Source organism: Halorubrum zhoui, assembly GCF_051194155.1.
Lineage (GTDB): Archaea > Halobacteriota > Halobacteria > Halobacteriales > Haloferacaceae > Halorubrum.
This window is the reverse complement of sequence record NZ_JBLZNJ010000003.1, coordinates 431,240-457,015: the sequence shown is the minus strand read 5'-3', so window position 1 is coordinate 457,015 and position 25,776 is coordinate 431,240. Positions and strand designations below refer to the sequence as shown.

Here is a 25,776-nt window from a genome sequence, read left to right as displayed (position 1 = left end):
CGCCGACGCCGTCACGACCCACTCGCCGCGTCGACGCGACGACGCCCCGACCGCGCGTGACGGGAGGTTTTATATCGATTAGTCGTGTAGAGTTGTGCATGTACTCAAACATACTAGCACCGACCGACGGGAGCGATCGGGCCGAGGCGGCCATCGAAGAGGCGGCCGACCTCGCAGCCGTGTGCGATGCGCGCGTACACGGCCTGTTCGTGACCGACAGCGGGCCGCTCGAACACATCGACGGCAAGTATCCGCAAGCGGTCTCCGACATCCGACGGCTTGGCGAGGAGGCGGTCGAGCGCGTCGCCGCGGCCGGCGCCGACCGCGGTGTCGAGACGACGACCGCGGTGATGTCGGGAACGGTCCACCGAGCGATAGCCGACTACGTCGACGACAACGACATCGACGCCGTGGTGATGGCGACCCACAGTCGCGAGGGCGTGAGCCGACACTTCCTCGGATCGGTGACGGAGCGGGTCATCCGAACCGTCGACGTGCCCGTCATCGCCGTGACCGGTCCAGACGAGACGTGAGCCCGTGACGAGTCGGTAGGAGCGGACGAGCGACCGCACCCTCACGCTCATCGGACACGGCTCGTTGGACACGGTCTCTCACCACGGCGAACGTACACGGTCGATCGGCACGTAGAAGGGTTTTAGCCCGTCTAGCCCGCAGATGTAGTATCTCATGGCGACCTCCAATCGCGGGGACAACGATCGCATCTCGTCGTATCGCGAGCGGTTCGACGCGCTCGATGCAACCATCGCGTCCGTGATGGACCGGTGGAGTATTCCGGCGTTGCGGGTCGCCGTCGGCGTGGTGTTCGTTTGGTTCGGCGCGCTGAAGGTGCTCGGCGTGTCGCCGGCGGCCGACCTCGTGGCCTCCACGGTGTACGTCGTCCCGCCCTCGATTTTCGTGCCGATCCTCGGGGTGTGGGAGGTGCTCATCGGCGTGTGTCTGCTGTACCCGCCGCTGACCCGTGTGGGTCTGTTGCTGTTGGCGTTCCAGCTGCCGGGGACGTTCCTGCCGATGGTGCTGCTCCCGGACGTCGTCTACGCCACCTTCCCCCACGCACTGACCGTCGAGGGCCAGTACATCGTAAAGAACCTCGTGATCATCGCCGGAGCCCTCGTGCTCGGCAGTACCGTCAGAAGCGACCGAAGATCCGACGCCTGACGCGATCACACACCAGAATTCCGCGGTGGCGCGCGCCTCGTGAGCGCGCCGGAGGCGTGCTCACGAGCGCGTGCGAGGGATGAGCGAGTCGCCCGTGGGCGACGAGCGAATCGGCTGGGGAGGGTGTGGCTAATTTGTGTCCGTGTGTTGTAGCGTCACGTCCGTCACAGAGCCACCGTCGTACACGTATTGGGGAGGGTGTGGCTAATTAGTGTCCGGATGCCGCGGAGTCGGCGTCTTCACGCGTCCACCGATGGACACGTATTGAGGAGGGTGCGGTTACTTGGTGTCCGGATGCCGCGGAGCCGTCGTATTCACACAGCCACTCTCACCGGTCGAGTATTGCCCTCACAGACACGAATACGCACCACGCATTCCAGCCACGAAACCATTCACCGAAGACCCCCTCGAGACGCCCGCTCACTCCACCCAGACGGTCTTTCGGTTGACGAACTCCTGGATGCCAATCGCCGACAGCTCGCGGCCGTAGCCCGACTCGCCGACGCCACCGAACGGCACGCGCGGGTCGGATTTGACCAGTTGGTTCACGTAGACGCAGCCGGCGTCTATCTCGCGGGCGAGCGACTCGCCGCGCGCACGGTCTGTCGTCCAGACGCTCGCACCGAGGCCGAACCGCGTGTCGTTCGCGACCGCGACCGCCTCGTCCTCGTCGGCGACGCGGTAGACCGACGCGACGGGACCGAACAGCTCTTCGGTGTCGGCCGGGCAGTTCGCCGGCACGTCCGCGAGGACCGTCGGCGGGTAGTAGGCGCCGTCTCGGTCGAGCGGCTCGCCGCCCGTGAGGACCGTCGCGCCCGCCTCGACGCTCGCAGTGACCTGGTCGTGGAGCGTCTCGAGGAACCGGGGGCTCGCCTGCGGGCCGACGTCCGTCGACGGGTCGAGGGGGTCGCCGACGGTCAGCGCCTCGGTCTCGTCGACGAGTCGGTCGACGAACGCGTCGTAGACGTCGTCGACGACGACGAACCGCTTGGCGGCGATACACGACTGGCCGCCGTTTTGATTGCGTGCCCACGCGCCGCGCTCGGCGGCCGCCTCGAGGTCGGCGTCCGCGAGCACGACGAACGGGTCGCTTCCGCCGAGTTCGAGGACGGTCTTTTTGAGCCGATCGCCGGCTGTCGACGCCACGGCGCGGCCGGCCGGCCCACTGCCGGTCAGCGTCGCCGCCTGGACGCGGTCGTCGGCGACGATGTCGTCGACGAGGTCCGAGGGTGCGAGCACCGACTGGAAGACGCCCTCCGGATACCCGGCGTCGCGGAACAGCTGCTCCAGGGCGAGCGCACAGCCGGGGACGTTCGAGGCGTGTTTGAGCACGCCGACGTTTCCGGCGGTGAGGTACGGCGCCGCAAAGCGGATCACCTGCCAGAACGGGAAGTTCCACGGCATCACGGCGAGGACGACACCGAGCGGGTCGTACACGGTCTTGGCCGTGGTTCCGGGCGGACTCGCGTAGTGCTCAGCCGAAAGATACGCGCTCGCGTGCTGCGCGTAGTGGTCACACCCCCACGCACACTTTTCCACCTCTGCTCGCGCCTGTGCGATCGGCTTCCCCATCTCGCGCGTCATCAACTCGGCGTACTCGTCGGTTCGTTCCCGCAGGAGCTCCGCGACGCGTTCGAGGTGCGCCTCACGCTCGCGGATCGGGCGATCGCGCCACGAGTCGTACGCCTCGTCGGCACGGGCGAGCGCGTCTTCGACGTCGGCCGCCGTGGCCGGCTCGTACGTCTCGACCGTCTCGTCGGTGGCCGGGTTCACCGCCGTGATTGGTTCCATAGAGACACCGGAGTGTGAGGGGCGTCGGTGAGATAAACGTGTGTCAAGGGGCAACCGATAGTGGCCCCACCAGAGCGCGCCAACCCGCTCGAATCCAGTCGACACCCACGAGTGACACGGCTAGCACGTGCGACGTGTGCGTCAATGAGGACGTCCGTCCGGACGCGGGTGACGTAAGTGCATACAGTTACGTGCGGGTTTCCATCTCGCGCACCCGTCACCGGCTTCACACCACGCTACCGGCTCCGCTACCCGCTCAGAACCGCTCGTGGATGTCCCGTCGGAAGAGGTCGAGTTCGGCGACGGCCGTCGGCGGGTCCTGTGCGAGCGCGAAGGCGATCGCGTCGGCGACGTCGTCGACACCCACGGTCGTCGCCGGGTCGAGCGCCTCGGCGTTCGGTCGGTCGCGGAACTCCGAGCCGAACTCGGTGCGGACGCCGGTGGGGTTCACGATCGTGACGGCGACGCCGTCGGGACCGACCTGCCCGGCGACACTCTTCGCGAACCCTCGGAGCCACCACTTCGAGGCGGCGTACACCGGACTCGACGTGCTCGGGTAGATACCCTTGTAGCTACCGACGAACACGACCGTCCCGCCGTGCTCGCGCAGCGCGGGGAGCGCCGCCCGGGTCGTGTAGAAGGCCCCGTGGACGTTCGTCTCGGTCACCGCCTCGAACTGTTCGACCGGAAGCGCGTCGACCGCGTCGGTGTGCTCCTCGCCGATGCCGGCGTTGACGACGACGCCGTCTAATCGCCCGAACCGTTCTTCGACCGCGGTGAACAGCGCCTCGACCGCCGCGCGGTCCGTGACGTCGGTCGGGACGACGGCCGTCTCGACGCCAGCCGATCGGCAGTCGTCGGCCACCGTCTCGAGTCGCTCGGCCCGCCGAGCCGCGAGCACGACGCGCGTCCCGTCGGTCGCGAGTCGGCGTGCCGTCGCCGCACCGATACCCGCACTCGCGCCCGTCACGACGACGACTGGTGCGTCGTCGACCGCCTCGTCGTCGGCCGTCTCGTCGTCGACCGCCTCGTCGTCGGCCGTCTCGTCGTCGACTGCCTCGTCGTCGGCCGCCTCGTCGTCGGCCGTCTCGTCGGTGGGCGCTGGCGCACTCATCGGCTCCTCCGGCGGACGCATCGATCGATCGTGTGAGTCACACCCGTCGGTACGTCATCGACGGTCAAAGCCTATCGGGGCCGGGCTCCCGACCCCAGACCCATCACCCGTTCGCCTCGACTGCACACGGGCGCTCGACGACCGGCTGACTCGTCGGCGACCCGGCCGGACCACCGGCGGCGACCTCCTGTGTCACCCGAACCACCGTTATCCGTTCGACCGGCGCGTCGTGTCTCACGGCCACTCGCTCACAGGCCCAGTCGGCGTACCCGATCGCGACCGGACCGTCGGGAGCCGCTCGGCCGACGGCGGACATGAACTTGCGGTGACGGACGCTCGGGTAGACGGCTCCGTGGTCCGGTGGCCGGTCTGCCCTCTCGTCCCCGACCCGGACCGTCGAGCCGTTCGCGAGCCGTACCGCCGTCGTGTACCAGCTGTAGGTGGTCGTCGGGTCCGGCGCGTACAGCCCCCATCGCTGTTGGTTGACGCGGTCGTCGTCGAGCCGGTCCGGCAGGTCGACTGCGCCGACGGTACCCGCAGCGAAGACGAGCAGCCACGCCAACACGACCCATCCGAACACGGTCGCGAGGACTCGTCCACCGGCGAGCGTCGGCTCTGCGGACGTCGGCTCTGCGGACGTCGGCTCCGCGGGCGTCGGCTCTACGGACGTCGGCTCTGCGGGCGTCGGCTCTGCGGAGGCATCGTTGGACGGCCCGCCCTGCTGCTGCCGGAGCGTCCCGAGGACCCGCCGTCCGACCGGCTGCCGAACGAGAGGACCCAGCGCCGACGGAGACGGCCGCCAGCGACTCGACGTTGACGGCCAGTGTCGAGCGAGCGTCTCCCACCCGGCCGTCGGGACGAACGCGAGCACCGCCGTCGTGAGCGCGAGCGGGAACACCCCGACCGAGACGGAGAGCGCCATCCCGACGAACGCGCTCAGATACGCTGCCACGCTCACGAGGCGATACCGCCCTACGGGGGCGAGCAGCAGGACGGGCGCACCGACGAGCAACACGACCCACCCGTAGGTGAGCGCGGTTGCGATCCCACCGTGGTCGGCGACTGCGGCCCCGAGCGGCGTGGCGATCGCCGCGTTGGCGAGCGCGATCGCGAGGGCGTCGCCGCCGTACCACGTCGACCCGGCGTGTTTTTCGACGGCGTTGATCGCGAAGACGACGAGCGGCTGTGCGAGGAGCGCGGTCGTCCCGGCGGTCGCGACGCGCTCGCGAGCTGACCCCCGACGAAGCGCGTCGACCGACCACCGTTCGCCGAGCGGTGTCGCGAGCGCGACGACGAACAACACGCGGAGCAGTCGGTCGCCACCGTTGAGTACCGCCGGATTGCGGACGTGAACCGAGAGTAGCAACAACAGCGAGAGCGCCCCGGTGAGTCGGGTGCGATAGCCGAGCCCGAACGCGAGCGCGAGCATCGCCGCGAGGAGAACGAGCACCCACTGGACCCAGACGGCCCCAGAGAGCGCGTGCAGCGAGAGGCGGGCGAGTTCTCCGTAGGCGGCCTCGTGGACGGCGAGCGGATAGACACCGGCGTCGGTGTAGAACCGCTTCAGACTCCCGGCTCGCCAGCCGAGATCGACGAGAAAGGTCCCCGCGAGGCCGATTCGCACAGCCGCGAGCGAGCGCGTGTCGACGGCCACGCGGGTCCATATCACGCGACGAGCGGCCCGGCGGACGCGCCTCCAGCGTGACTCAGAAGCGTCTGTGGAGACGTCGTCGCTCGTCGACTGCAGCGTGTCGTCGGCCGTCGGGTCCGCCGCGCACATGGGGTCTCGACCGATATCGGTGCGAGTGCGTGACCGATCACCTCGGGCGAAGGTATACCTGTTGGCGCACGCCGGCGCGTCGACTCCCACGATACCGGGCTCATCTGGCCGGGGCCGAACGCTTTTTGCGGGACCTGTGTGAGGTGCCCACATGGACCTCCACGACGTCACCGATTCGGTCGAGGCCCGCCGCGACGAGCTCACCGCGCTCGCGCGCGACATCTGGGAACACCCGCAGACGGCGTTCGAAGAGACGTACGCCGCCGAGCGACTCGTCACGGCCCTCGACGACCGAGGCTTCGACGTCACCGTGGGCGTCGGCGACGTCGAGACGGGGTTTCTCGCTCGGTACGGCGACGGCGATCCGGTCGTCGCGACGATGGGCGAGTACGACGCACTGCCCGGACTCTCACAGCGCGTGAGCGCAGCGCGGGACCCGGTCGAGCCGGGCGGCGCCGGCCACGGCTGTGGCCACAACCTCTTCGGGGTCGGGTCGCTCGGAGCCGCCTTCGCCGTCGCAGACGCGATCGACGAGGGCGTCGCGGGGACCGTCGTGTACGTCGGCACGCCGGCCGAGGAGGCGGGTTCCGGGAAAGTGTACCTCGCTCGCGCCGGGGCGTTCGACGACGTCGACGCGGTCGTCTCCTGGCACCCGGGCTGGTACAACGCCCCGACGAAGGGGTCGTGTCTGGCCGTCGATAGCTTCACCGTGACCGCCGAGGGGACCTCCTCGCACGCGGCCGCGGCGCCCGAGGCCGGCCGGGGCGCACTCGACGGGATCCAGCTGCTCAACACCGCCGTCGAGTACATGCGCGAGCACGTGCCCGACCCGGTTCGACTCCACTACGTGATCACGAACGGCGGTGACGCCGCGAACGTCGTGCCACCGGAGGCAGAAGCCGAGTACCTCGTGCGAGCGCCGAGTCGCGAGCTCGTCGAGACCGTCGGCGCGTGGTTCGAGGACGCAGCACGCGGCGCGGCGCTCATGGCAGACGTCGACGTCGAGGTGACGAAGACCAGCGGCGTGTACGGCGTCCGTCCGAACGAGGCGCTCGGGGACGCGATCCGCGAGACGATGGCCGAACTCGGCGGATTCACCGTCGACGACCCGCTGGCCGACGACCTGCGCGCGTCGCTCGGCGACGTCTCCGGACAGCTCGCCGACCTCGAGCCAGCCGACCGCGACCGGGCCAGTGAGGTCGCCTACTTCACCGAGCCAATCGACGCGGTCGACGCCGGAACGGTCGGGTCGTACTCGACCGACTCCGGAGACGTGAGCCAGCTGGTCCCGCTCGGGCGGATGACGACCGCGACGTGGCCGGTCGGGACGCCCGCACACTCCTGGCAGGCGGTCGCCGCGAGCGGTTCGACCGGCACCGAAGGGATGCTGTACGCCGCGAAGACGATCGGTGGAACCCTCCTCCGACTCCTCACCGACGACGACCTCCGCGCGGCGGTCACCGACGAGTTCGAGAGCCGTGGTGGTGCCGACGACTACGAGTCACCGATGCCGGCGGACGCCGACCCGTACGCGCTTCTCGGCGTCGAGCGGCCCACGTTCGAGCCGGGGATCGACGCGACACGTCGGGGTGACGCGAGTACGGCCGACGGCGACGCGAGTGCGGCCGACGAGGGCGCGAGCGCGACCGACGACGACTGAACCGTCAGTCGACGGGCGTGGGTGAGGCACTCGGGGGACCGGTGACCGTCGCCGCGAGGATGCCGACCGTCTGACCGAGGCCGACGACGCCGATCCCGGCGGCGACCGCCGTCGGCGACCCGGCGAGCGCGACGGCGACCGCCCCGACGACACACCCGCCCGCGCCGATGGCGTACGCGCTCGCCGCCTGCCGCACGCGTCGACCAGTGAGCGCGAGCCCGACTGCGGGCAAGAGGATCCAGCCGTACAAGGCGGTCGCCAAAAGCGGCGTTGCGGGCGCCGCGATCACGCCGTCACGCGCCAGAAACCCGGCGACACCGGCGAGCGTCACCGGTGTGCCGAAGAGGATGATCACCTTCCAGACCCGGAGGGCGCCGGCCACCATCTCACCGCGCGATCCGAGAAGGAAGGCGGCGAGGAGGACGCTCATCACCACGTGCGCGACGAACAGGGCGTGTTCGGAGACGACGCCGACGACGGTGGCTGCAGCGACGAGCCACGCGGCTGGCACGAGCAGCGCAGGGCCGTTCGCGCGGAGAGTTCGAGACACGACTGTACCTGCGGCGGCATGAACTGTAAACGTCCGTGTCCGCCCCGTGTCAGCACAGAACCGACTGGGTGGTCGTCGTTCGTCAGTGGAGTTGTCGATACAGACACTATTTGTGCGTCCTTCGTTCGATACAGAATACGAACGTCCAGCGATGGCCGTGGTACCTGTACACTCGCAAGTGTTATACCCGGACCGGCCGTCTGTGTGAATGCAATGGCAGAAGGCGAAGTTGACTTCTTCAACGACACTGGCGGCTACGGTTTCATCTCGACTGAGGACGCGGACGACGACGTATTCTTCCACATGGAAGACGTCGGCGGACCGGACCTCGAAGAGGGGCAGGCGATCGAGTTCGACATCGAGTCGTCCCCGAAGGGCCCCCGCGCGAGCAACGTCGTTCGGCAGTAAACCCGACCACCGCGGGTCGTCCGGCACGCGCCGGCATCGGCCCATCACTATCGAATACGGCTTTTCCCGCACCGGGACATCGTTCCGTCGCGGGGTAGTTTCACACCGTGAGCACCGCTGCACGCTTGAGCTACCGGTACGGGCTCAAATGTGTTGTCCCCAGAGTCCGCGCCCCTTCGACACCTCGACGTCGCCCTCGACGCGCGTCTGACACGCGAGTCGGACGTCGTGGCTCGGGTGATGCGGCGGGAGCCAGAGCCTGACCGACTCCTTCGTCGTCGGCTCGCTCACCTCCCCGTCGACGCTCACGGCACACGTCCCGCACGACCCCATCCCGCGGCAGTTGAACGTCTCTGCGTTGCCGTTGTACACGGAGAGCCCGGCCCGTTTCAACACGTCACGCAGTATGTCGCCGTTCTCGCACTCGATCTCCTCGCCTTGGTAGGATACGGTAGGCATGTGACGTCGTCGCGTACGCGGTCGTCCCTCAAAGAGTCTGGCATCCACGCCGAGAGACGGGCGAGTCGGCGACACCGCACGGCGAGCCGACGCACACACCGGTGGCGTCGTGTGCGCACCGACGGGTTCACGCGTGTGCCGGGCGTCCGACGTCGACGGGGCGTTTTTTACCCTCGGCACCGCAGGACGGTGTAATGGGACTCAAGTGTCTGCTCGGACACGACTACTCCGCGCCCGAAATCGAACGCGAGCGCGTCGAGGACGGCGACGAGGTCGTCACGACGCTCCGGGAGGTCCAGACGTGCGCCCGCTGTGGCGAGACGCGAGTCGTCAGCGAGAACACCGAGGTCACGACGATGGCGCGGCTCACCGCCGAAGCAGAGACCGTCGAAGAGAGCCCGACGAGGACGGAGACGCTGTCGAACGACCCGTCGCCCGAGGAGCCGTCGACAGACGACCCACCGGCGGCCGACTCGTCGACGGTCGAATCGTCGGCCGACCAGCCGGCCCCGGCCGAGCCGTCGACGGCCACGGAGGAAGCACCGACGACCGCGGGCGGCCCGCAGGCGTCGACTGCCACCCCGGAGACCGACGAGGGCGTCGAGTTCATCGAGGAGACGGCTGCGGGCGCGTCGGCTAGCCGATCGGTGACCGCGGACCCGACGACCGGCGAGGGGTCGACGACGGGCTCGACGACCGGCGAGGGGTCGACCGCGGACCCGGCCGACGACGGTGCCGAGATACTCGAATCCGAATCGCCCGCGAGCGGCGAGGACGGCTCGGCGACCACGACGGGAGGCGTCGATCGAACCGACGGCCGCGAGCGCGGCGCGTGGCCGTCCGTCGACACGCCCGCGGAGGCGTCCGCGGAGACCGACGGCGAGCACCGCTCGTGGCCGACCCACGACGCCGAAGACGAGGGCTACGACGCGTCGACGTCGCACAGCGCGGGTGAGACCGGCGACGAGGCGGTGGCGTACGTCGGTGGCCCGGCAGCCGAGGCTTCCGCGACGGCGCGAACCGACACGACCACCGGATTGGAGCGGTCCCGCGAGCGACGTGCTGCGTCCGCCGAGGAGACTCGGCCGCGCGGACCGACCGAGTACTACTGTCCGGCGTGTGAGATGACCACGGATACGGACGGGAGCTCACTCCGGGCCGGTGACGTGTGTCCGGAGTGCCGAGGCGGGTACGTCGCCGAGCGCTCGCAGTGACGGGGATCGTGCGCTCGACCGCCCTCCGCCACCGGCGTGTCCCGGGCGTGACACCCGCTCGGACGCGGGTTTTCGAGACGTAACTGGTTTACCCACCCCTGTCGAACGGTCGGCGCATGAAGGAGTACAAGATGCGTCGCGGGGAGCATCTCGACGAGCGCATGCCGGACCTGAAGGGATCTATCGAGGCGTACTTCGGACCCGTCACGGGAACCGAAGAATACGGCGGAAACGAGCTGTACGTGGTCGAGACGCCGGAGAACCCCGTGTTCGACCGAATCGTCGCCGGTGCGGCGACGTACAGCGGCAAGAAGGACCGACTCGCGGTACACTTCGAGGAGCGACCGGCCGAAGACGTCATCGCCGAGGGGAACGCCGACGCCGCCGCGGACGCCGTCGACGCGAAAAACGAGTTTCTCCTCGAAGCGACCGGTCGAGACGCGAAGTCGCGCCGTGACTCGCTCAAGCGGGCCGTCGAAGACGACGCCCCGGACTACTGAGCGACCGCGACGACAGACACGATCACGCCCACGGGACGTCGTCTTCGCGAACGACCTCGTCGCCGGTAATCTCACTCACGCTGCAGTTTTCGAACGAGAGCTCGGTGAGCGAGCGAATCGGATCCAGCCCGCGGCGCTCGCCGACGAGCAGTCGTATCGGATTCACGTGCGTGACGACGGCGGTCGTCCCCGGTCGGTCGGCGACGTCCGCGGCCGCGGCACGGACGCGCTCGCGAACAGCCAGCCAGCTCTCGCCACTCTCTGGTGCGGTCGCGAGCGCGTCCTCCCCCGCCTCGAGCAGGTCGAAGGCCGGGTGTCGCTCGAAGAACGTCGCAGAAGCCACCCCTTGGAAGACGCCGAAGTCGCGCTCGCGGAGCCGCGAATCCGTCTCGACGTCGGCGCCGACCGCCTCGGCGATCACGGTCGCGGTCTCGTGTGTCCGACGGAGGTCCGAGCTCACGATCCGGTCGACGTCCTCGTCGGCTACGAGCGCGGAGCCGACCTGCGCCGCCTGCTCGCGGCCCCGGTCCGAGAGCGGCACCGGCGCCCAGCCCTGTATTCTCCCCGCCGCGTTCCACCGGGTCTCGCCGTGACGGATCAGCAGTGTAGACACGGTCGAACCTCGTCCGCCGGCGAGAAGTCGGTTTCGCCGGGTGATCAGCCGCCAACCGTGCAGTCGGCACCCCGAAGACGGACACCCGACGGACGACACGCTCATACCGCTCCGTCGGGTACTCGCCGGAGATGGCCGCACCGCCGATCCCGTCGTCGTTGGCCGAGCGACTGTCGGAGACCGCGAGACGGCTCCAGACGGCCCGCCGTGTCGCGCTCGCGGCGCTCGACGTCGACGAGACGACGTGGGAGTACGCCGGGCGAACGTGGTCGTGGCCCGCCGGCGAGGCCCGGACGTACTTCCACGAGCTCGCACCCGGCGAAGCGCAGGTGCTCGAGCGGGCGACCGAGCAATACGGTGCGCGACGGGTCGGCGTAGGAACCGGGCGCGTCGCCGTCGAGCTCCCGGCCGATACGGTCGGGAGTGACGAGCCGCACGTCGCCAAGCTTGCGCGGTACGGCCCCGACGCCGAAATGGGTGCCGGGAAGCCACAGAACCGCCGCGAACGGGCGCTGTGGGAAGCAATCGGGAGTCACCCGTTTCTCCCCGTGTGCGCGGCCGACGACGACGGCGACTGGCTCGTGATGCCCCGCGCGACGGTTCCACCCCCGCCGGCAGATCGGGAGGTGGCGATGTCCCGGATCCGACGGGCGCTCGCCGCCCACGACGACGCGTTCCACTTCGACGAGCTCAAACCCGAGAACGTCGGGCGCTACGACGGCCGCTACTGGATCGTCGACTACGGCCGGCCACCCGGGGAGCCACGGTTCGTCGAGCCGCCGTGAGCGCAGGCCCGGCGGCTCGACCGAACCGTCCCGGTTAAGTGTCGGCGACCGCCTGGTACCACTGATGGCGTACTACGTGGGCGTCGACCTCGGCGCCACGAACGTCCGGGCGGTCGTCGGCGACGAGACGGCGAGCGTGCTCGGGGCGGACACGCGCGAGACGCCTCGCGGGCCGACCGGCATCGCCGTGACCGAGGCGGTGCTCGAGGTCGTCCGGACGGCCTGTCGTGCGGCAGGAATCGAACCGCACGCCGTCGTCGCCGCCGGAATCGGGTCGATCGGGCCGCTCGACCTCGCCGCCGGCGTCGTCGACGGCCCGGCGAACCTCCCGGACTCGGTCGAGCGCATTCCGCTCGTCGGTCCGGTCTCACAGCTGCTCGAGACCGAAGACGTGTACCTCCACAACGACACCAACGCCGGGGTCATCGGCGAGCGGTTCCACGCCGAACGGAACCCCGACGACATGGTGTACCTCACCATCTCCTCGGGCATCGGTGCCGGGGTCGCCGTCGACGGGGAGGTGCTCTCTGGGTGGGACGGGAACGCCGGCGAGGTCGGCCACATGACGATCGACCCGAGCGGCTTCATGACGTGCGGCTGTGGCCTCGACGGCCACTGGGAGGCGTACTGCTCTGGCAACAACATTCCGACGTACGCCCGGGCGCTCCACGCCGAGGACCCGGTCGAGACGAGCCTCCCGATCGACGACCCCGCGTTCACTGCCGCAGACGTCTTCGCGGCGGCCGACACCGACGCGTTCGCCGACCACGTCGTCACCCAACTCGCCCACTGGAACGCGATGGGGATCGCTAGTGTGATCCACGCGTACGCGCCACTCGTCGTGAGTGTCGGCGGCGCGGTCGCACTCAACAACCCGGCGCGCGTCCTCGACCCGGTTCGCGAGAAGCTCGCCGACATGGTGTTCATCAACGTCCCCGAGATTCGACTCACCGAACTCGGCGACGAGGTCGTCGTCGAGGGAGCGCTCGCGAGCGCGCTCACGCGCGGAACCGGTGACCGGACGCGCGTCGACAGCCCACCGTGAGTGCTCACCGTGCGTCGTCCGCGTCCGCATCGTCTGGGGCCGCGGTGCGGGCGTCGTCTGCGTCGTCGCCTGCTCGCTCGGCCGGCGGCTGGACGGCGTCGAACGTCCACGCTTCGATGTCCTGGCTGACGCCCGACGGCGTCGTCTCCACGCGTCGGTCGGTGGTCTCGCGCGTCGTCCGGTACGCGTCGCGGTACCGACGCAGTTTTCGGACCAGGAGGAGCCCGAACGCCCCCTGGAACGCGACGACGAAGACGAACAGCGCAGGGAGCCGTGCGAGTCCGAGGGCCGCCCCGAGCACCGCCGTCGCCGGGCCGACCAGCGTGTTGTACAGTCCGTGGATCGCCGCGGCGATCACGACGCCTTTGATCACGATCGGACCCCGCTGGCCGGGGTTGAACTTCGCCAGTCCGAGGTAGTAGCCGGCGAACGCCGAGTAGACGACGTGGCCGGGACCGGCGAGCGCCCGAAGGGCGGTGATCCCGTCGCCGGCACCCAGCGCGGCGAGCCCGAAGCTGAGCTCGGCGAGTTCGACGGTCTGTGCGATGTACAACAGGTTCTCGATGACGGCGAAGCCGAGCCCGGCTATCGCTCCGTACACCGCGCCGTCGATCACCGCGTCGAAGCGGTCGTCGACGTAGGCGTACAGCCGAACCGCGAGCAGCTTCACCGACTCCTCGACCGGCCCGACGACAATAAAAAAGAACAACACCGATCCGACGAATCCGAGCGGAGCGAAGAACGGGCGCGTCGCGCTGTTGAACACCGCCGCGAACGTGGCAGTCAACACAGACAACAAGAACGTCACGACGAGCAGCGAGAGTGGCTCTCCGTCGGTCACGTCGGAGACGTACACGTACGCGGCGAGACCGAACGCCGGGATCGCAGACAGCGAGACGAGCGCGGCCACGGCCGGGTCGAAGAGCAGGCCGACGCCGACCGACGCGAGGATGCCGAGGAGGATCGCGGCCGCAAGGAGGACGACGATCGCCTTCACCGACCGCGTCAGGATCCAGTGGAGCGCGACGGCGACCCCGTCGAGCCGAGTTCGCTGCTCCCAGGTGGCGACGTCGTAGAGGTCGTGGCCGTCGTCGGCCGCGCGTTCGACGGGATCGGATCGCGAACCCATACCGTCACGTTGGCCGGCATCGGACTTAAGCAGTCCCCAGCGGCCGCGTCGATGCCGGAGGGTCCAAGCAGCCGGGCGTCGAACGACCGGTATGCGACAGCCCGACCGAGACCAGTCGACGCCCGATCGCGTGCGAGGTGAGCCGAGGTGAACGCCAGGGTTCGCGGCATCTACGCCACCGCACTCACCCGTCTGTTGCTCGACGCCGACCACACCGTCGTCGACGCGTCACCGCCGATACGACGCCGGTTCGACGCCGACTTTCCGGCCGGGCCACCGGACCTCACCGTCGAGACGACGGACGACCGACAGGGCGTCGGCGTGCGGGGACCCGAGGCGGCGGTGACCGCGACGCGTGACCGCTTCACCGAGGTCGCTGCCGACGCGATGGCGTGGACGGACCCAACCCCGGCCGGCGCGGTGTTCGACGCCGAGGTCACGGCGACCGGCGAACGCGGTGCCGTCGTCGCGCTCGGCGGCACGACCGATCACGAGGGATTTCTCCCGTATCGAAACGTCGGCCCGCGCGTCGAGACGGGCGACGTCGTCTGCGCGCAGGTCCGCACGTCCGTTCCGCCGTGGGCCGAGAACCGACCGACCCTCGGGACCGGGGTTCGCGTCGACGCCGGACTCGTGACCCTCGAGCCCGGCGCGGGAACGCGGGTGGACGCCCGCGACGACGAGGCGGCACGCGAGCTGGCCGGTATGCTCGACCTGCTCGGGATCGAACCGCCGAGCGGCTGGCGTGCGGTGTGGGCGCCGGCGGCCCTCGAGGCGGACGCGGAGGCGCTCGAGCACGCGGTCGACCGGGCGACCGACGAGGCAGCGCGGCTCACGGCGGCGATCGACGACGCGTCGTCGGCGGCCGATCCGGGCGCGGTCACCGGCGTGCGCGACGACGGGGCGACAGCCCGGGAGGGAGCGCTCGCCAGACCACACACCGGTGCGTGGATCTGGTTCGGTAGGGAGTCTCGATTCGCCCTCGACGAGGTTCGTCGTCGGGTAACGACGACGATGCCCGGCCACCACCGGATCAAAGCCGGGACCGCGTCCGCGTCCACTGGCGTCGACTTCGCCGAGGCGGTGTGTGACCCGGACGGCGACGCGGCGTTCCCGTTCGCGGCGGTTCGTGCGGGCTTTGGGCCGACGGTCGGGGACGCCCTCCGGATCGAACACGGCAAGCCCGACGGACGACGCATCACCCTCGGCGAGGGGACCGTAACGGCGATAGACGACCGGACCGTGACCGTCGAGCGCGAGATGAGCCCGGGCGGCCGCTACGACGGGCTCGACACCCCGCGCAGGACGGGCGACGTCGCCGTCACGAAGCTCGCAGAGGGCCGGTGGTGGTACCCGACCACCTACCGAGGCGCAGACGGGACGGTCCGAGGAACGTACGTCAACGTCTGTACGCCGGTCGAGGTGTTCCCGAAGGCGGCGCGGTACGTCGACCTCCACGTCGACGTGATCAAACACCCGGACGGACGCGTCGAGCGGGTCGACGACGCAGAACTCGACGCGTCGGTCGACGCGGGCGACACCCCCCCGGCACTCGCAGACCGTGCGCGGTCGGTCGCCGCGGCGCTCGAAAACGCCCTGTGAGTCCCCGTACGTGTGCGTGTTCGGCGAGTCGCCGCGGGCGACGAGACCCGCCGGTCGCGACGGCTAGAAGTGGCTCGCGGCGTCGGTCTCGTACTTGAGGTCTCCGCCGCGACCGCCCTCGACGGTGGAGGCGCCCTGGTCGCCCGACGAGGGGACCCGGACCGTCACGTCGGTGACCTCCTCGAAGTCCATGATCAGGTCACGACGGATGTTCTCCGCGGTGATGTTCGAGACGCCACAGCCGGAGCAGCCGCCCCCGAGCTCGACGACGACCTCACCCGTGTCGGGGTTGGCCTCGCGCACGACGCTCGTTCCGCCGTGCATCTGGATGATCGGCATCTGCCCGGTCATCCACATCTCGATCCGTTCCACGAGGCTCTCGTCTGTCATGCACGCCCGTTCGCGCCCGGCCCTTTGGAAGGTTGCGGTTTGGCACCCGTTCACAGCGCCGAAACGAAGTATATCACCGATGTTGGGTGACGATCACGGTGGGCACACCGAGCGTCAGCGCTCTGTGCCACCGCGTGTCGTCACGTCGTCGCATACGCCGGTGTCTCCGTCACCCGTTCCGCCGTGTCCAGGGTCCTCAGCGTCGCGTTCGCGGTCCGCGTCTCGGTCGTGGCGCTCGCTCCCTCGGTCGTCGTCTCTCACAGCGTCCGAACTCGCCGCACTCGGGAGCTGGGTCGGGTCCGCCGGCGTTCCGCCGTGAACCGAATCCTCGCGCTCTAAGACGTACAACAGCGGACCCAACGCGACGATCACTAACACTCCCGGGAACGGTGCGTCGGGAACGACGAGCGCGGTCGCCACGCCCGCTCCGGTGGTCCCCGCGACCAGCCCGGCCCACAGCACCGGCGAGCCGGCGTCGACGCCGATTCGGTCGGCGTCCCGGTAGACGAGTCCGGCGACGACGACGAGTGCGACCGCCCCGACCGCGAGCGTCCCCGCCGAGCCCATCGTCAAGAGCACAGGGTCGATTACTGATACCGGAAACACGGGTAAAACGGTGGGGAGTGACACAAGCGATGTTCGGGCGAACGATGAAAAAGGGTGTCGTGGCGCGTCAGGGCGCCTCGCCGGTCTCGATGGTGAACGAGTCCCGCGGGTAAGCGACACAGGTGAGGGTGTAGCCGTCGTCCAACTCGGCGTCTTCGAGCATCTGTTGGTTGTCGTGTTCGAGGTAGTCTTCGGACGGGCCGTCGGCGACGCGGCCGGCACACGAGACGCACTGTCCCTGTCTACAGGCGTACGGCAGGTCCCAGCCGTGGTCTTCGCCCTGGTCGAGGATCGTCTGGTTGTTCGCGAGTTCGATCGTCTCGCCTTGTTTGGCGAACTCGACGTCGAAGTACTCGATCTCGTCTTCGGGGATGTCGGCCGGTCCGGCGCTCACGGCACCACCCTCCTCGAGTTCGCCCTCGCCGCCCTCGCCGCCGGCGGGGATCGCTCCGCCACCGCCGCCACCGCCGAGCGCCCGGTTACCGGGCTCGGGGAAGTCGGTCTCTGGCAGCGACTTCGCGCGGCGTTCGAGGATCTCGTCGGAGATGTCACCGGTGGGCTCCCACCCCGTCCCTTTGAGCGTGCTGACGAGCACGACCGTCAGCGTCGCGATCGCTGCGAGCGCGATCGGCAGTGGGCTAAACATACACACCGGTATGAAGAGGTGGTTTAATACCGTTTTGATCGGGCCAACCATCCGAGAACCCGACGAGGCGGCCCCGAGTCGGCCGTCGGCGATCACACCCGAGACCGTACCGCGAGGATCCCGCCCGAGACCGCGACCGTGCCCGTCTCGCCCAGAGCGGTCCCTTTATCGCTCGCCCGCTCGATCGAGTCGACATGCAGGTGAAATCTCGTCACCACCTCCGGAGCGACGAGGTCGCGGCGATCCAGGAGGCGGTCGCCGACGGGCTCGACGTCGACGTCGACGGCGACGCGTTCGAACTCGTCGAACTCGAAGACACGGCCGTCGACCTCGTCCTCGTCGACGGTCGGCCACTCGTGTTCTACGTCGAAGCGGAGCCGTTTCTCACGGTTCGTGGCGCGAACGCACTGGCGCCGAGCGCCGGCGTCGTCACCGTCGACGCGGGGGCGATCTCGTTCGTCTCCGACGGGGCGGACGTGATGCGCCCGGGCATCGTCGAGGCCGACGCCGGCATCGCCGAGGGCGACCTCGTCGTCGTCGCAGAGGAAACCCACGGAAAGGCGCTCGCCGTCGGCCGTGCGCTCACCGACGGCGACGCGATGGTCGGCAACAGTGGCAAAGTGGTCTCGTCTATCCACCACGTCGGCGACGAGCTGTACCAGTTCACGGCGTGAGCGGTCCCGTAGCGCTCGCTCGGCGCTCTCACTCCGTTTCTGTCGACCCCTCGAGTTCGAACGCGACCGTCACCTCGGCCTGATACTCGCGGGCCCCGTCGGTGAGTTCGACGCCGAGCTCGTCGACTTCCGCCCAGTACACGTTCTCTAAGGTGGCTTCGGCGCGATCGATCGCCGCGTCTGCGGCGGCGTCGAAGCTCTCGTTGCTCGTTCCGATCAGCGTGATCTTCTTGAACGTCATTGGGTGTCACGTCCAGCGTTCGGGTGTCGACTGCTGGACACGTCTCGAATGGAGCCCACCGATCATATAGATTCGGGAGTCGCGGGTGCCGACGCGTCGGTCCGACGGCGCGCGGGATACCGCCGAGCCGTCGGACCGGAGTATTTGTACGTTCACGCCTACACTGTACGGTATGGGACTCGGGCGTCTGCTGGCGAAGGGGGCCGCGGTGGCGCTCGTCGTCGGAATGGTCGTCGCGTTCTTTCCGGTGGTCGTCGCGCTCGTCGTCGGCACGAACTGGCGAGGGGCCGCGGACGGGCTCGGCGGACTCCCGGGCATCAGTCACGACGCGCCCGTGTCGACCGCCGTCGTCGGCTTCGGGTACGGCGTCGTCTGCTGGGCGCTGCTCTTCGCCGGCGGCGCTGGGGCACTCGGCGTCGGCCTCGGCGACGTCGACGGCTCCATCCCGACCGCCTCGGACACGACGGCGCCCGCGGACCGGCAGGCGACCGTCGTCGACGTCGTCGACGGTGATACGGTCGACGTACGGTTCACCGACGGGTCGTTCGACACCGTTCGACTGCTTGGCGTCGACGCGCCAGAGACGCGTGGAGAGACGTATCCGGCCGAGTTCGAGGGCGTCGCAGACGACGCGGCCGGCCGCCAGTGTCTGGCCGAATCCGGCGCGGCCGCGACCGCGTTCGTCGAGCGCGCGGTCGAAGACGAGACGGTCACGCTCCGGTTCGACGCGCTCGCCCCGACTCGAGGCGACTACGACCGACTGTTGGCGTACGTCGTCGTCGACGGAGCGAGCCTCAACCGCCGACTCGTTGCGGCGGGACACGCGCGGGTCTACGACTCGACGTTCGAGCGTACCGAGGCGTTTTACGCCGCGGAGACGGAGGCACGCGCCGCGAGCGCCGGACTCTGGTCGTGTCGGCGCACCGTCGGGTGAGTCGTCATCGCCAGCGCGTCTCGTCGACAGCGCGCCGTCTACGGCCATGGCGACAGCCGACGCCGGCCACGCAACCCCGAACGGATCGCGTCCGCTCAGCGCTCCCGCACGGTCGCCGTCTCCTCGTGGCGGTCGAGTCGCGCCCCACGACGGTCGGCCGTATCCTTCGTCTGTCCGACCGACGCGTCGGCCGCGACCAGGTGCTCCAGCCGACGCTCGAACTCGGCGTCGCCGATCTCGCCGTCGACGTACCGCCGCTTGAGCCGCTCGACGGGTGGCTCCACGCGTGGCGCGTCGGCCGCGTTGACGCCGGCATCGGCCGACGTCGTCTCGGTCGACGTCGCTTCGGTCGACTGCGAGACGAACTCGTCGGCGAGGTACCCGCCGAGCGCACCGCTCCCGACGACGTAGGCCGCCCCGACAACCGTCGCACCGAGCACGCCGGCCGTCGCAACCGGGGAGACGGTTGCCGCGACGGTCGCTGCCACGATCGTCACCGGCAGCGACAACAGCACGACCAGTCCGCCGGTGATCGCACCGACCCGTGGTCCGGTTCGCTCGGCGGCCGTCCCAAGGCGACCGGCCACGCCGCCGCCTATCGCGGGGGCGAGCAGTCCGACGAACGGCACGAGGCTCGCGAGTACTGTCACGCCGACTCCGACGCCGGCCGGCCAGAGCACGTCCGAGACCCACCGTCGAGCGGAGTCGTCGTGGGCCGTCTCGCCGGTCATCGGTCGATACGCTCTTTGATGGACGGAGGCTCGATCGTGCGCCGACGAACGAGCTGTTCGAGTCGACCCCGCTGACGACGAGCGCGACCGCGTGTCATAACAGTATTGTACGTTACGCACACGCATATATGTGTGGGTGCGGGACGCGCTCGGTTGGCGGTCGGGTCCGGCGTGCAGACGGCGTCACCGGACGCGCGGTGACGACTCGGCTACCGCTTTAGGTAGGTGAACCACTCGTCGTGGTCGTCGACCCGTCGCTCGATGACGTCGAAGAACGCCTCTTGGAGGGCTGCGGTCACGGGTCCGCGACTCCCGTCGCCGATCGGGGTGTCGTCGACAGAGCGGATGGGCGTCACCTCGGCGGCAGACCCGGTGAAAAAGAGCTCGTCTGCGGTGTACAGCTGTCCCCGAGAGATGGCGGCCTCGTCGTGGACGGTGTAGCCGTGCTCTTCGGCCAGCGTGATCACCGTGTCGCGGGTGATCCCTTCGAGGATCGACTGGGCCGGCCCGGTCGTGTACAGCTCTCCGTCGTTCACCATGAAGATGTTCTCGCCGGGACCCTCGGCGACGTTCCCCTCCTTGTTCAACACGATCGCCTCGACGTAGCCGTTCCGCCGTGCCTCCTCGCCGGCGAGCATGGAGTTGACGTAGAGGCCGGTGGTCTTGACGTTCGTCGGGACCTGCGAAGAGGCGTGTTTTCGCCACGAAGAGACCATCACGTCGACGCCCTCCTCGAGTGCCTCCTCGCCGAGGTACGTTCCCCACGGCCAGGCGGCGAGCACGAGGTCCGTCGGGCAGTCTCCCGGGGAGACGCCGAGTGAATCGTACCCGTAGTACGCGATCGGTCGGATGTAACAGGAGGTGAGGTCTTGACGCTCGAGCAGTTCGAGCGTCGCGTCGGTGATCTCCGCCCGCGAGAATCCCACGTCCATGTCGTACATCTTCGCCGAGTCGAAGAGCCGGTCGAGGTGCTCGTCGAGCCGGAATATCGCCGGTCCCTGCTCGGTCTCGTAGCTTCGTAGCCCCTCGAAGACACCCGTCCCGTAGTGGAGTGCGTGTGTGAGGACGTGCGTGGTCGCGTCCTCCCAGTCGAGAAACTCCCCGTTCTTCCAGATCGTGTCGACGTCCATCTCGTCGAAGCTCATACCTCGATCGAAGAGACGTCCGGGCTTAAAACCGTGAGTCTGTCGGCGGCCGATCGCCCCACACAGCAGTCAGATCATCGAAGCGCGTCGACAAGCGCGGCCCCCTCGACGTAGGGGATGTCGTGGCGCGTGGCGTACGCCGCGGCGTCGTCGGGTGCGAGCGCCTCACCCGTCTCGTCGTCGAGCATCTCACACACCACGGCAGCAGGGGCCGACTCCGTCTCGGCCGCCAGCGCGAGCCCGAGTTCGGTGTGGCCGACGCGGTCGGCGATCCCGCCCGACGCACCGCGGAGGACGTGGACGTGACCGGGTGCGCGGAACGTCGCCGCGAAGTCGTCGGGGCCGTACGCCGTGGGCGCCGACGCGACGGTCGCTGCCGCACTCGCGAGTTCCGTGATCGTCAGCGCGCGGTCGGCGTCGGTGATCCCGGTGAACGTCTCGCGGTGGTTGACCGGCAGCGAGAACGACGAGCGGTCGTCGTACGCCGGGTCGTCGTCGACGGCCGGGTGGTCCAGTGCGTCGGCGAGGAACGGGAGCCCGAAGGCGTCTGCGACGACGTCGTCGACCGCGACACAGACGAGCCCTCCCGCGTCGTTCCGGAGGTGTGCCACCGCCGTCGGGTCGACCGCGTCCGCCGGATAGATCAGGTCCGTCTCCCCCTCTCGGTCCGCGAAGTCGTGGACGCAGACCGGGCGTCCGGCGTCGAACGCGCTCAGCGCTCGCTCGACCTGGGCCGCCGGGTCGTCGCCATCGACCTCGTCGTCATCGGCCTCGTCGGCGTCGGCTCCGGCCCGCATCACGCCACCTCGCCGGCGGGCTCGCTCGCATCGACCGGACCGTCGGCGCGCGCGGCGGCCTCGACGCGCACTTCGACCGGATCGTCGTCGGCGAGATCGAGTGACGCCCGGAGCTCGTCGGGCGCGATCAGTTCCAGTTTGTCCTCGTCGTGGTGGGTTCGGTCGGGAACGATCGCGTGAGCCGCGTCGTACGCCTCGTCGTCGGCGACGAGCGTGACCGCGTAGCAGGCGGCCGCGCCGTAGGTTCGGTCCTCGTCCTCCCAGGCGTCGATCGGCACGGCGTCGATGCCCGTCATCTCCCCTCGGCGGCGGACGCTCTCTTCGTCGAGTTCGACGTTGAGCGTGCCTGGGAACGGCTCATAGCCCAGCCGCGTGGCGAACTGCTCGGCGTACCCCGGGAGCGTGATGTAGTGGCGGCCCTCGCCCATCCCCCCGGTGACGGTTCCGGAGAGCACCAGCTCCACGTCGGTCTCGAAGAGACGCCGGTAGTCGGCGTACTCGCCGCGGAGTGCGGCCTCGCCCGCATCGGTCAGGCGGACCCACTGGCCATCGCCGACGACCTCACGTTCGAGGAAGCCGGCCGACTCGAGCGTCTGGAGGCGTCGGGAGGCGGTCTGTGTCGACGCGCCCAGCCGGTCACCGAGGGCCGCACACGACACCTTCGTCTCGGAGAGCCCACCCGCCAGTGCGACGTGTTTGAGCGCCGTCATCGCCGCCGGATCGGTACCCGCCGCCGTCGATTCGGTCATACGTATCCACATGCGCTCGGCACCGAAAAGGATACCGAATGTGGAATGTATCTCACGATCGTGATACTCTGTGAGGAGTGTACACGCAGTATACGCGGTGTGAGACACATACCTCCGTCGGTCGCGGTGAGGGACGGTCTTCGAAAAGTAAGGTACAAATACGGACGGGGATTGACGTAAGATGCGGGCTCGTAGATCAGCGGCAGATCGCTTCCTTCGCAAGGAAGAGGCCCGGGGTTCAAATCCCCGCGAGTCCATAGCGGTTCCTCTTCATGTAGAGTTCTGCCGTGTAGAAGAGCCTTCGACGTTCAGTAGCCAATACTCGGATTTCTCATCTGCGAAAGAATCACCGTCTGAGAGTGAGTTCACGAAGGATCATTCTCCGGCGGCGTACAGTACGGTGGTTTACAGAAGGAACGTACCAGATAAAATTGGGTGTCGCGCGAGCCGATCCTTGGTCCCGCGCGCCAGCTGCGACAGAGACGGGTGGTCGCAGTGACCGACTCGGACCACTTCTTCAAGCAGCTCGACGAGGCCGAGGCGGTTACTGACGACCAGACGGACTCTATCGAAACATCGGTCGAGCAGACGGAAGCGGACGCACTCCGGGCAGATGCGGATACGGCACCCAACTCAACCACATCCACGGAGTCACGGCGAAGAACCGTTAACCCCCGATATATCGCCAGATGTCGGTTCTGTCGGTGTAAATTCAAACAACACCGTCTCGCGGTGAGGCACGAGGGCAGGTGCGACACTGAAGCAGTCTCACAGTGTCGTTACTGTCGCGAGACGCACACCCGAGACGATGACTCGGCCCACCATCTCAAGACGTGTGAGGCGCACCAGCGTGCCGAGAAGCGTCTCGAAGAACAGGGCAACTCGGATGCGACCGACACTGACGAGGCCACCGAGGCGGCCGGTTCTGACGACGAACACTTCGCCCGTACGTTCATCAACCCGCAGCCCCACGAGTCCCACGCCTATCTTAAATGGGACTGTGAGCACCTCGATAATCCGCTCCGATCGTACTTCGGCCTGCGCTCCCTCCAGGGAGAGCACGACTTCGAGCAGCACGGGTGGCTCAGAACGACGACCGAAATCGACGGCAGCGACTGGAACGTAGCTTTTGCGTTCAAAGACTCTGGTTTCGCTCCTAGAAAAACTGATAATTTTGAGCTTGAAGAGGTGAAGGAGTATAGAATCTATGTATTCCCGAAAGGATACGATTCGTATGCCGACGCCAAATCAGAGGCACGGAAGCGCGCCTACTTCTGTATATCCCCTCGGTGGCCGGACATGGAGACGAAGGAGGGTAACAAGGAGATGTCTAGCACCGGTTTAGAGGGGTATAACGTACAGGTCGAGGGCTCATACTGGGATTTCGAACAGTACCCAACGGTGCTCCGGCAGTCGCTCGATGCGCTCGCGACGCGTCAGGGATTCCGATTCAACAGTCCGACACCCATCCACCCGGCCGATTTCGATGAGGATCGGCTCCATAGCTCTTCGAATATCGTCGACGCAGAGCTGTACGTCAGAGTGCTCTTAGGAGAGACCGGTGAGGTCATCGCGTACGATGGGACGCTTCACGAGATCTCTCCGTTGCTCGCCGGCGACCGCGAAGGGTACACGAAGTCGGTTCGTGACGACCGGGAGTGTCCCGGTCACTATCACACTGCGACTATCGATTCTCGCCGTGCCGGCGAATTAGTCGGGAGGCATGAACTGGCTAAGGAGTTCAAACACTACCACATGCGCAACCCCGACGCCGTCGAGGGGACAGCGCTCGAAAACCCAAAGATTGGGATCTCCTTTCAGCACTCGATCCACGACGGCACTGTGTACTGGAGTGACCTCGACACGCTCATCACCGAGCTCGACGAGGCGCTGTTGAACGTTCTCAACTGGTCGAGCATTCCCACTCGCCCGGACGGCCAGATGTTCGTTGCGGACGATTACTTCGAGGTGACCGGCTCTCGTCGGTGGCGGAAGATCCTTCCCGACAGCCTACCGCGAATCGAGACCAAACAAGACGACCAGATCTTCGGGACGGCGACACAGATGAATGAGACGGACACGGAGCTGGTCGAGACGCTGCTCACGGATGGTGGAGAGACGTCGCCGAAGGAGTTGGCCCAATCCATCGGTGTTCATCTCGACACCGTCTATCGCGCTCTCAAGCGTCTCTCGCCGCTTGTGGATCATACCTACGGAGAGGTTCAAATCGGGTCGAAATACATCGCACAAGAACTGACGGGCTACATAGATTCGGTGTCGAACAGCATCAAGTCCGGTCTTGAAAACGCGCTTGATGGGCTCACTAGAGCAGAGGCTCACGGCGGCGACGACGACCCGTGGAGCCGGTGGCTCGACAGGTACGGCGGAGAAATCAGTCGGACAGAAGGGGCGGATCCCGACAAACTCAATGTCGGTTTCCAGCCCGATTCCCTCGCTGAGGCGCGTCGGCTTCTCCGGAGTGGAGCGAGCCAGTGGTCGAAGGTAACGGACGAGAAGCTTCGGCAGTTCGCGTTCGAGTTCGCGCCGAAGATCACTCTCGTCGACGGCCGTGTATACGAGCCCCGCCACTTTGCGGACGCGTTAGGAACCCCCGGCTAGCGGGGGGACTCGTGAGAGGCATCACTATCGATCCGAGTGATTAGCGGCCCATTTTGCTGCTTTCGCAAGGAGTTCACGAGTGTTTCGTTGATGATCTGATCCTTGATCGCCCGCACCGTTTCTCCCACACCTGTAACTTCGAGGTGGGGTACCCAACTCTCAGTTACGTGTGTGGCTAAGGAGCCACTGGGAGAAACTACTGCCTCGCTTCGCTCGGCAGATTCCAGCAGAAACACAGGGGGTCGGCGCGCCTGACTCGGCGCGCCTTGTTAGCGAAGCGGAATCAAATATCGGAGTATGGTTTACCGTTAAATAGCGTCCCCTGAGCTGGTAAAACATTCTCGAGTTTGAGACTACCTACCCTACCTATTACAAGGGACTTTGCTCGCTCACACACGTCGATAGGTCACTCGGCTAT

At 67.9% G+C, this 25,776-nt stretch carries 27 protein-coding genes and 1 tRNA gene; 13 read left to right on the top strand and 15 right to left on the bottom strand.

Annotated features, from left to right (window positions below):
- Window positions 1-98 precede the first annotated feature (98 nt).
- Together ACNTAO_RS06485 and ACNTAO_RS06480 are read left to right on the top strand one after the other, a co-directional pair.
- A complete protein-coding gene (locus tag ACNTAO_RS06485; RefSeq protein WP_435161150.1) occupies window positions 99-533 on the top strand; it encodes a universal stress protein in 435 nt (144 codons plus the stop codon).
- Between the two features lie 154 nt (window positions 534-687).
- Window positions 688-1,176, top strand: a complete 489-nt coding sequence (locus tag ACNTAO_RS06480) for a hypothetical protein (RefSeq protein ID WP_435161149.1) — start codon at window positions 688-690, stop codon at window positions 1,174-1,176.
- A 420-nt stretch (window positions 1,177-1,596) separates the two neighbouring features.
- Here the strand turns inward: ACNTAO_RS06480 and ACNTAO_RS06475 are convergent, their stop codons facing one another.
- The 3 genes from ACNTAO_RS06475 to ACNTAO_RS06465 form a co-directional block, all read right to left on the bottom strand.
- On the bottom strand, window positions 1,597-2,958 hold the full coding sequence (locus ACNTAO_RS06475; protein WP_435161368.1) for an NAD-dependent succinate-semialdehyde dehydrogenase: 1,362 nt from the start codon (window positions 2,956-2,958) through the stop codon (window positions 1,597-1,599).
- A gap of 265 nt (window positions 2,959-3,223) precedes the next feature.
- A complete protein-coding gene (locus tag ACNTAO_RS06470) occupies window positions 3,224-4,081 on the bottom strand; it encodes an SDR family oxidoreductase (protein WP_435161148.1) in 858 nt (285 codons plus the stop codon).
- Between the two features lie 103 nt (window positions 4,082-4,184).
- Window positions 4,185-5,861, bottom strand: a complete 1,677-nt coding sequence (locus tag ACNTAO_RS06465) for an HTTM domain-containing protein (RefSeq protein ID WP_435161147.1) — start codon at window positions 5,859-5,861, stop codon at window positions 4,185-4,187.
- A 151-nt stretch (window positions 5,862-6,012) separates the two neighbouring features.
- Here ACNTAO_RS06465 and ACNTAO_RS06460 point away from each other — a divergent pair, with 151 nt between their 5' ends.
- Window positions 6,013-7,521 (top strand): amidohydrolase, encoded by a 1,509-nt coding sequence (locus ACNTAO_RS06460; RefSeq protein ID WP_435161146.1) that lies wholly within the window; start codon window positions 6,013-6,015, stop codon window positions 7,519-7,521.
- 4 nt (window positions 7,522-7,525) lie between these two features.
- Here the strand turns inward: ACNTAO_RS06460 and ACNTAO_RS06455 are convergent, their stop codons facing one another.
- Window positions 7,526-8,071 carry a hypothetical protein gene (locus ACNTAO_RS06455; protein ID WP_435161145.1) on the bottom strand — a complete coding sequence of 182 codons (546 nt, stop codon included), beginning with the start codon at window positions 8,069-8,071 and terminating at the stop codon, window positions 7,526-7,528.
- Window positions 8,072-8,284: 213 nt separating this feature from the next.
- Here ACNTAO_RS06455 and ACNTAO_RS06450 point away from each other — a divergent pair, with 213 nt between their 5' ends.
- Window positions 8,285-8,479, top strand: a complete 195-nt coding sequence (locus ACNTAO_RS06450; protein WP_435161144.1) for a cold-shock protein — start codon at window positions 8,285-8,287, stop codon at window positions 8,477-8,479.
- Between the two features lie 144 nt (window positions 8,480-8,623).
- Here the strand turns inward: ACNTAO_RS06450 and ACNTAO_RS06445 are convergent, their stop codons facing one another.
- Window positions 8,624-8,938, bottom strand: a complete 315-nt coding sequence (locus ACNTAO_RS06445) for a 2Fe-2S iron-sulfur cluster-binding protein (protein ID WP_435161143.1) — start codon at window positions 8,936-8,938, stop codon at window positions 8,624-8,626.
- Window positions 8,939-9,132: 194 nt separating this feature from the next.
- Here ACNTAO_RS06445 and ACNTAO_RS06440 point away from each other — a divergent pair, with 194 nt between their 5' ends.
- Complete coding sequence (locus ACNTAO_RS06440; protein WP_435161142.1) at window positions 9,133-10,152, top strand: DUF7093 family protein; 1,020 nt, start codon at window positions 9,133-9,135, stop codon at window positions 10,150-10,152.
- 116 nt (window positions 10,153-10,268) lie between these two features.
- A complete protein-coding gene (locus tag ACNTAO_RS06435; RefSeq protein ID WP_435161141.1) occupies window positions 10,269-10,652 on the top strand; it encodes a DUF5611 family protein in 384 nt (127 codons plus the stop codon).
- 22 nt (window positions 10,653-10,674) lie between these two features.
- Here the strand turns inward: ACNTAO_RS06435 and ACNTAO_RS06430 are convergent, their stop codons facing one another.
- Window positions 10,675-11,265, bottom strand: a complete 591-nt coding sequence (locus ACNTAO_RS06430) for a histidine phosphatase family protein (protein WP_435161140.1) — start codon at window positions 11,263-11,265, stop codon at window positions 10,675-10,677.
- Window positions 11,266-11,396: 131 nt separating this feature from the next.
- Between ACNTAO_RS06430 and ACNTAO_RS06425 the strand changes: the two genes are divergently transcribed.
- Together ACNTAO_RS06425 and ACNTAO_RS06420 are read left to right on the top strand one after the other, a co-directional pair.
- On the top strand, window positions 11,397-12,050 hold the full coding sequence (locus tag ACNTAO_RS06425) for a PDDEXK family nuclease (RefSeq protein WP_435161139.1): 654 nt from the start codon (window positions 11,397-11,399) through the stop codon (window positions 12,048-12,050).
- 64 nt (window positions 12,051-12,114) lie between these two features.
- Entirely contained in the window at window positions 12,115-13,095 is a 981-nt protein-coding gene (locus tag ACNTAO_RS06420) for an ROK family protein (protein ID WP_435161138.1), read from the top strand.
- A 4-nt stretch (window positions 13,096-13,099) separates the two neighbouring features.
- On the opposite strand, the gene ACNTAO_RS06415 is transcribed toward ACNTAO_RS06420, so the two are convergent.
- On the bottom strand, window positions 13,100-14,224 hold the full coding sequence (locus ACNTAO_RS06415; protein WP_435161137.1) for a PrsW family intramembrane metalloprotease: 1,125 nt from the start codon (window positions 14,222-14,224) through the stop codon (window positions 13,100-13,102).
- A 147-nt stretch (window positions 14,225-14,371) separates the two neighbouring features.
- On the opposite strand from ACNTAO_RS06415, the gene ACNTAO_RS06410 reads away from it, so the two are divergent.
- Window positions 14,372-15,826, top strand: a complete 1,455-nt coding sequence (locus ACNTAO_RS06410) for a ribonuclease FAU-1 family protein (RefSeq protein ID WP_435161136.1) — start codon at window positions 14,372-14,374, stop codon at window positions 15,824-15,826.
- Window positions 15,827-15,889: 63 nt separating this feature from the next.
- Here the strand turns inward: ACNTAO_RS06410 and ACNTAO_RS06405 are convergent, their stop codons facing one another.
- The 3 genes from ACNTAO_RS06405 to ACNTAO_RS06395 form a co-directional block, all read right to left on the bottom strand.
- Entirely contained in the window at window positions 15,890-16,216 is a 327-nt protein-coding gene (locus ACNTAO_RS06405; protein ID WP_435161135.1) for a NifU family protein, read from the bottom strand.
- Window positions 16,217-16,330: 114 nt separating this feature from the next.
- Window positions 16,331-16,795, bottom strand: coding sequence for a hypothetical protein (locus tag ACNTAO_RS06400; protein ID WP_435161134.1), 465 nt, complete (start codon window positions 16,793-16,795; stop codon window positions 16,331-16,333).
- Between the two features lie 94 nt (window positions 16,796-16,889).
- Complete coding sequence (locus tag ACNTAO_RS06395; protein ID WP_435161133.1) at window positions 16,890-17,468, bottom strand: 2Fe-2S iron-sulfur cluster-binding protein; 579 nt, start codon at window positions 17,466-17,468, stop codon at window positions 16,890-16,892.
- A gap of 194 nt (window positions 17,469-17,662) precedes the next feature.
- Between ACNTAO_RS06395 and ACNTAO_RS06390 the strand changes: the two genes are divergently transcribed.
- Window positions 17,663-18,142 carry an RNA-binding protein gene (locus ACNTAO_RS06390; protein WP_435161132.1) on the top strand — a complete coding sequence of 160 codons (480 nt, stop codon included), beginning with the start codon at window positions 17,663-17,665 and terminating at the stop codon, window positions 18,140-18,142.
- A 28-nt stretch (window positions 18,143-18,170) separates the two neighbouring features.
- Here ACNTAO_RS06390 and ACNTAO_RS06385 read toward each other — a convergent pair whose 3' ends face one another.
- Window positions 18,171-18,383 carry a dodecin gene (locus ACNTAO_RS06385; RefSeq protein ID WP_435161131.1) on the bottom strand — a complete coding sequence of 71 codons (213 nt, stop codon included), beginning with the start codon at window positions 18,381-18,383 and terminating at the stop codon, window positions 18,171-18,173.
- Between the two features lie 172 nt (window positions 18,384-18,555).
- On the opposite strand from ACNTAO_RS06385, the gene ACNTAO_RS06380 reads away from it, so the two are divergent.
- The gene (locus ACNTAO_RS06380) at window positions 18,556-19,317 is read left to right on the top strand and encodes a thermonuclease family protein (RefSeq protein ID WP_435161130.1); all 762 of its coding nucleotides are present in this window, start codon (window positions 18,556-18,558) and stop codon (window positions 19,315-19,317) included.
- A gap of 95 nt (window positions 19,318-19,412) precedes the next feature.
- On the opposite strand, the gene ACNTAO_RS06375 is transcribed toward ACNTAO_RS06380, so the two are convergent.
- The 4 genes from ACNTAO_RS06375 to ACNTAO_RS06360 form a co-directional block, all read right to left on the bottom strand.
- Entirely contained in the window at window positions 19,413-20,048 is a 636-nt protein-coding gene (locus tag ACNTAO_RS06375; protein WP_435161129.1) for an SHOCT domain-containing protein, read from the bottom strand.
- A 209-nt stretch (window positions 20,049-20,257) separates the two neighbouring features.
- Window positions 20,258-21,193: a branched-chain amino acid transaminase gene (locus ACNTAO_RS06370; protein WP_435161128.1), complete on the bottom strand. Its 936-nt coding sequence runs from the start codon at window positions 21,191-21,193 to the stop codon at window positions 20,258-20,260.
- 74 nt (window positions 21,194-21,267) lie between these two features.
- A complete protein-coding gene (gene ribB, locus ACNTAO_RS06365) occupies window positions 21,268-21,990 on the bottom strand; it encodes a 3,4-dihydroxy-2-butanone-4-phosphate synthase (protein ID WP_435161127.1) in 723 nt (240 codons plus the stop codon).
- The gene (locus ACNTAO_RS06360; protein ID WP_435161126.1) at window positions 21,990-22,739 is read right to left on the bottom strand and encodes a DUF120 domain-containing protein; all 750 of its coding nucleotides are present in this window, start codon (window positions 22,737-22,739) and stop codon (window positions 21,990-21,992) included. Before ACNTAO_RS06360 ends, ribB begins: the two co-directional genes overlap by 1 nt.
- Window positions 22,740-22,924: 185 nt before the next feature.
- Between ACNTAO_RS06360 and ACNTAO_RS06355 the strand changes: the two genes are divergently transcribed.
- Both ACNTAO_RS06355 and ACNTAO_RS06350 read left to right on the top strand, forming a co-directional pair.
- A tRNA-Ala gene (locus ACNTAO_RS06355) sits at window positions 22,925-22,996 on the top strand.
- A gap of 238 nt (window positions 22,997-23,234) precedes the next feature.
- Window positions 23,235-25,358 carry a DUF7845 domain-containing protein gene (locus ACNTAO_RS06350; protein ID WP_435161125.1) on the top strand — a complete coding sequence of 708 codons (2,124 nt, stop codon included), beginning with the start codon at window positions 23,235-23,237 and terminating at the stop codon, window positions 25,356-25,358.
- Window positions 25,359-25,776 lie beyond the last annotated feature (418 nt).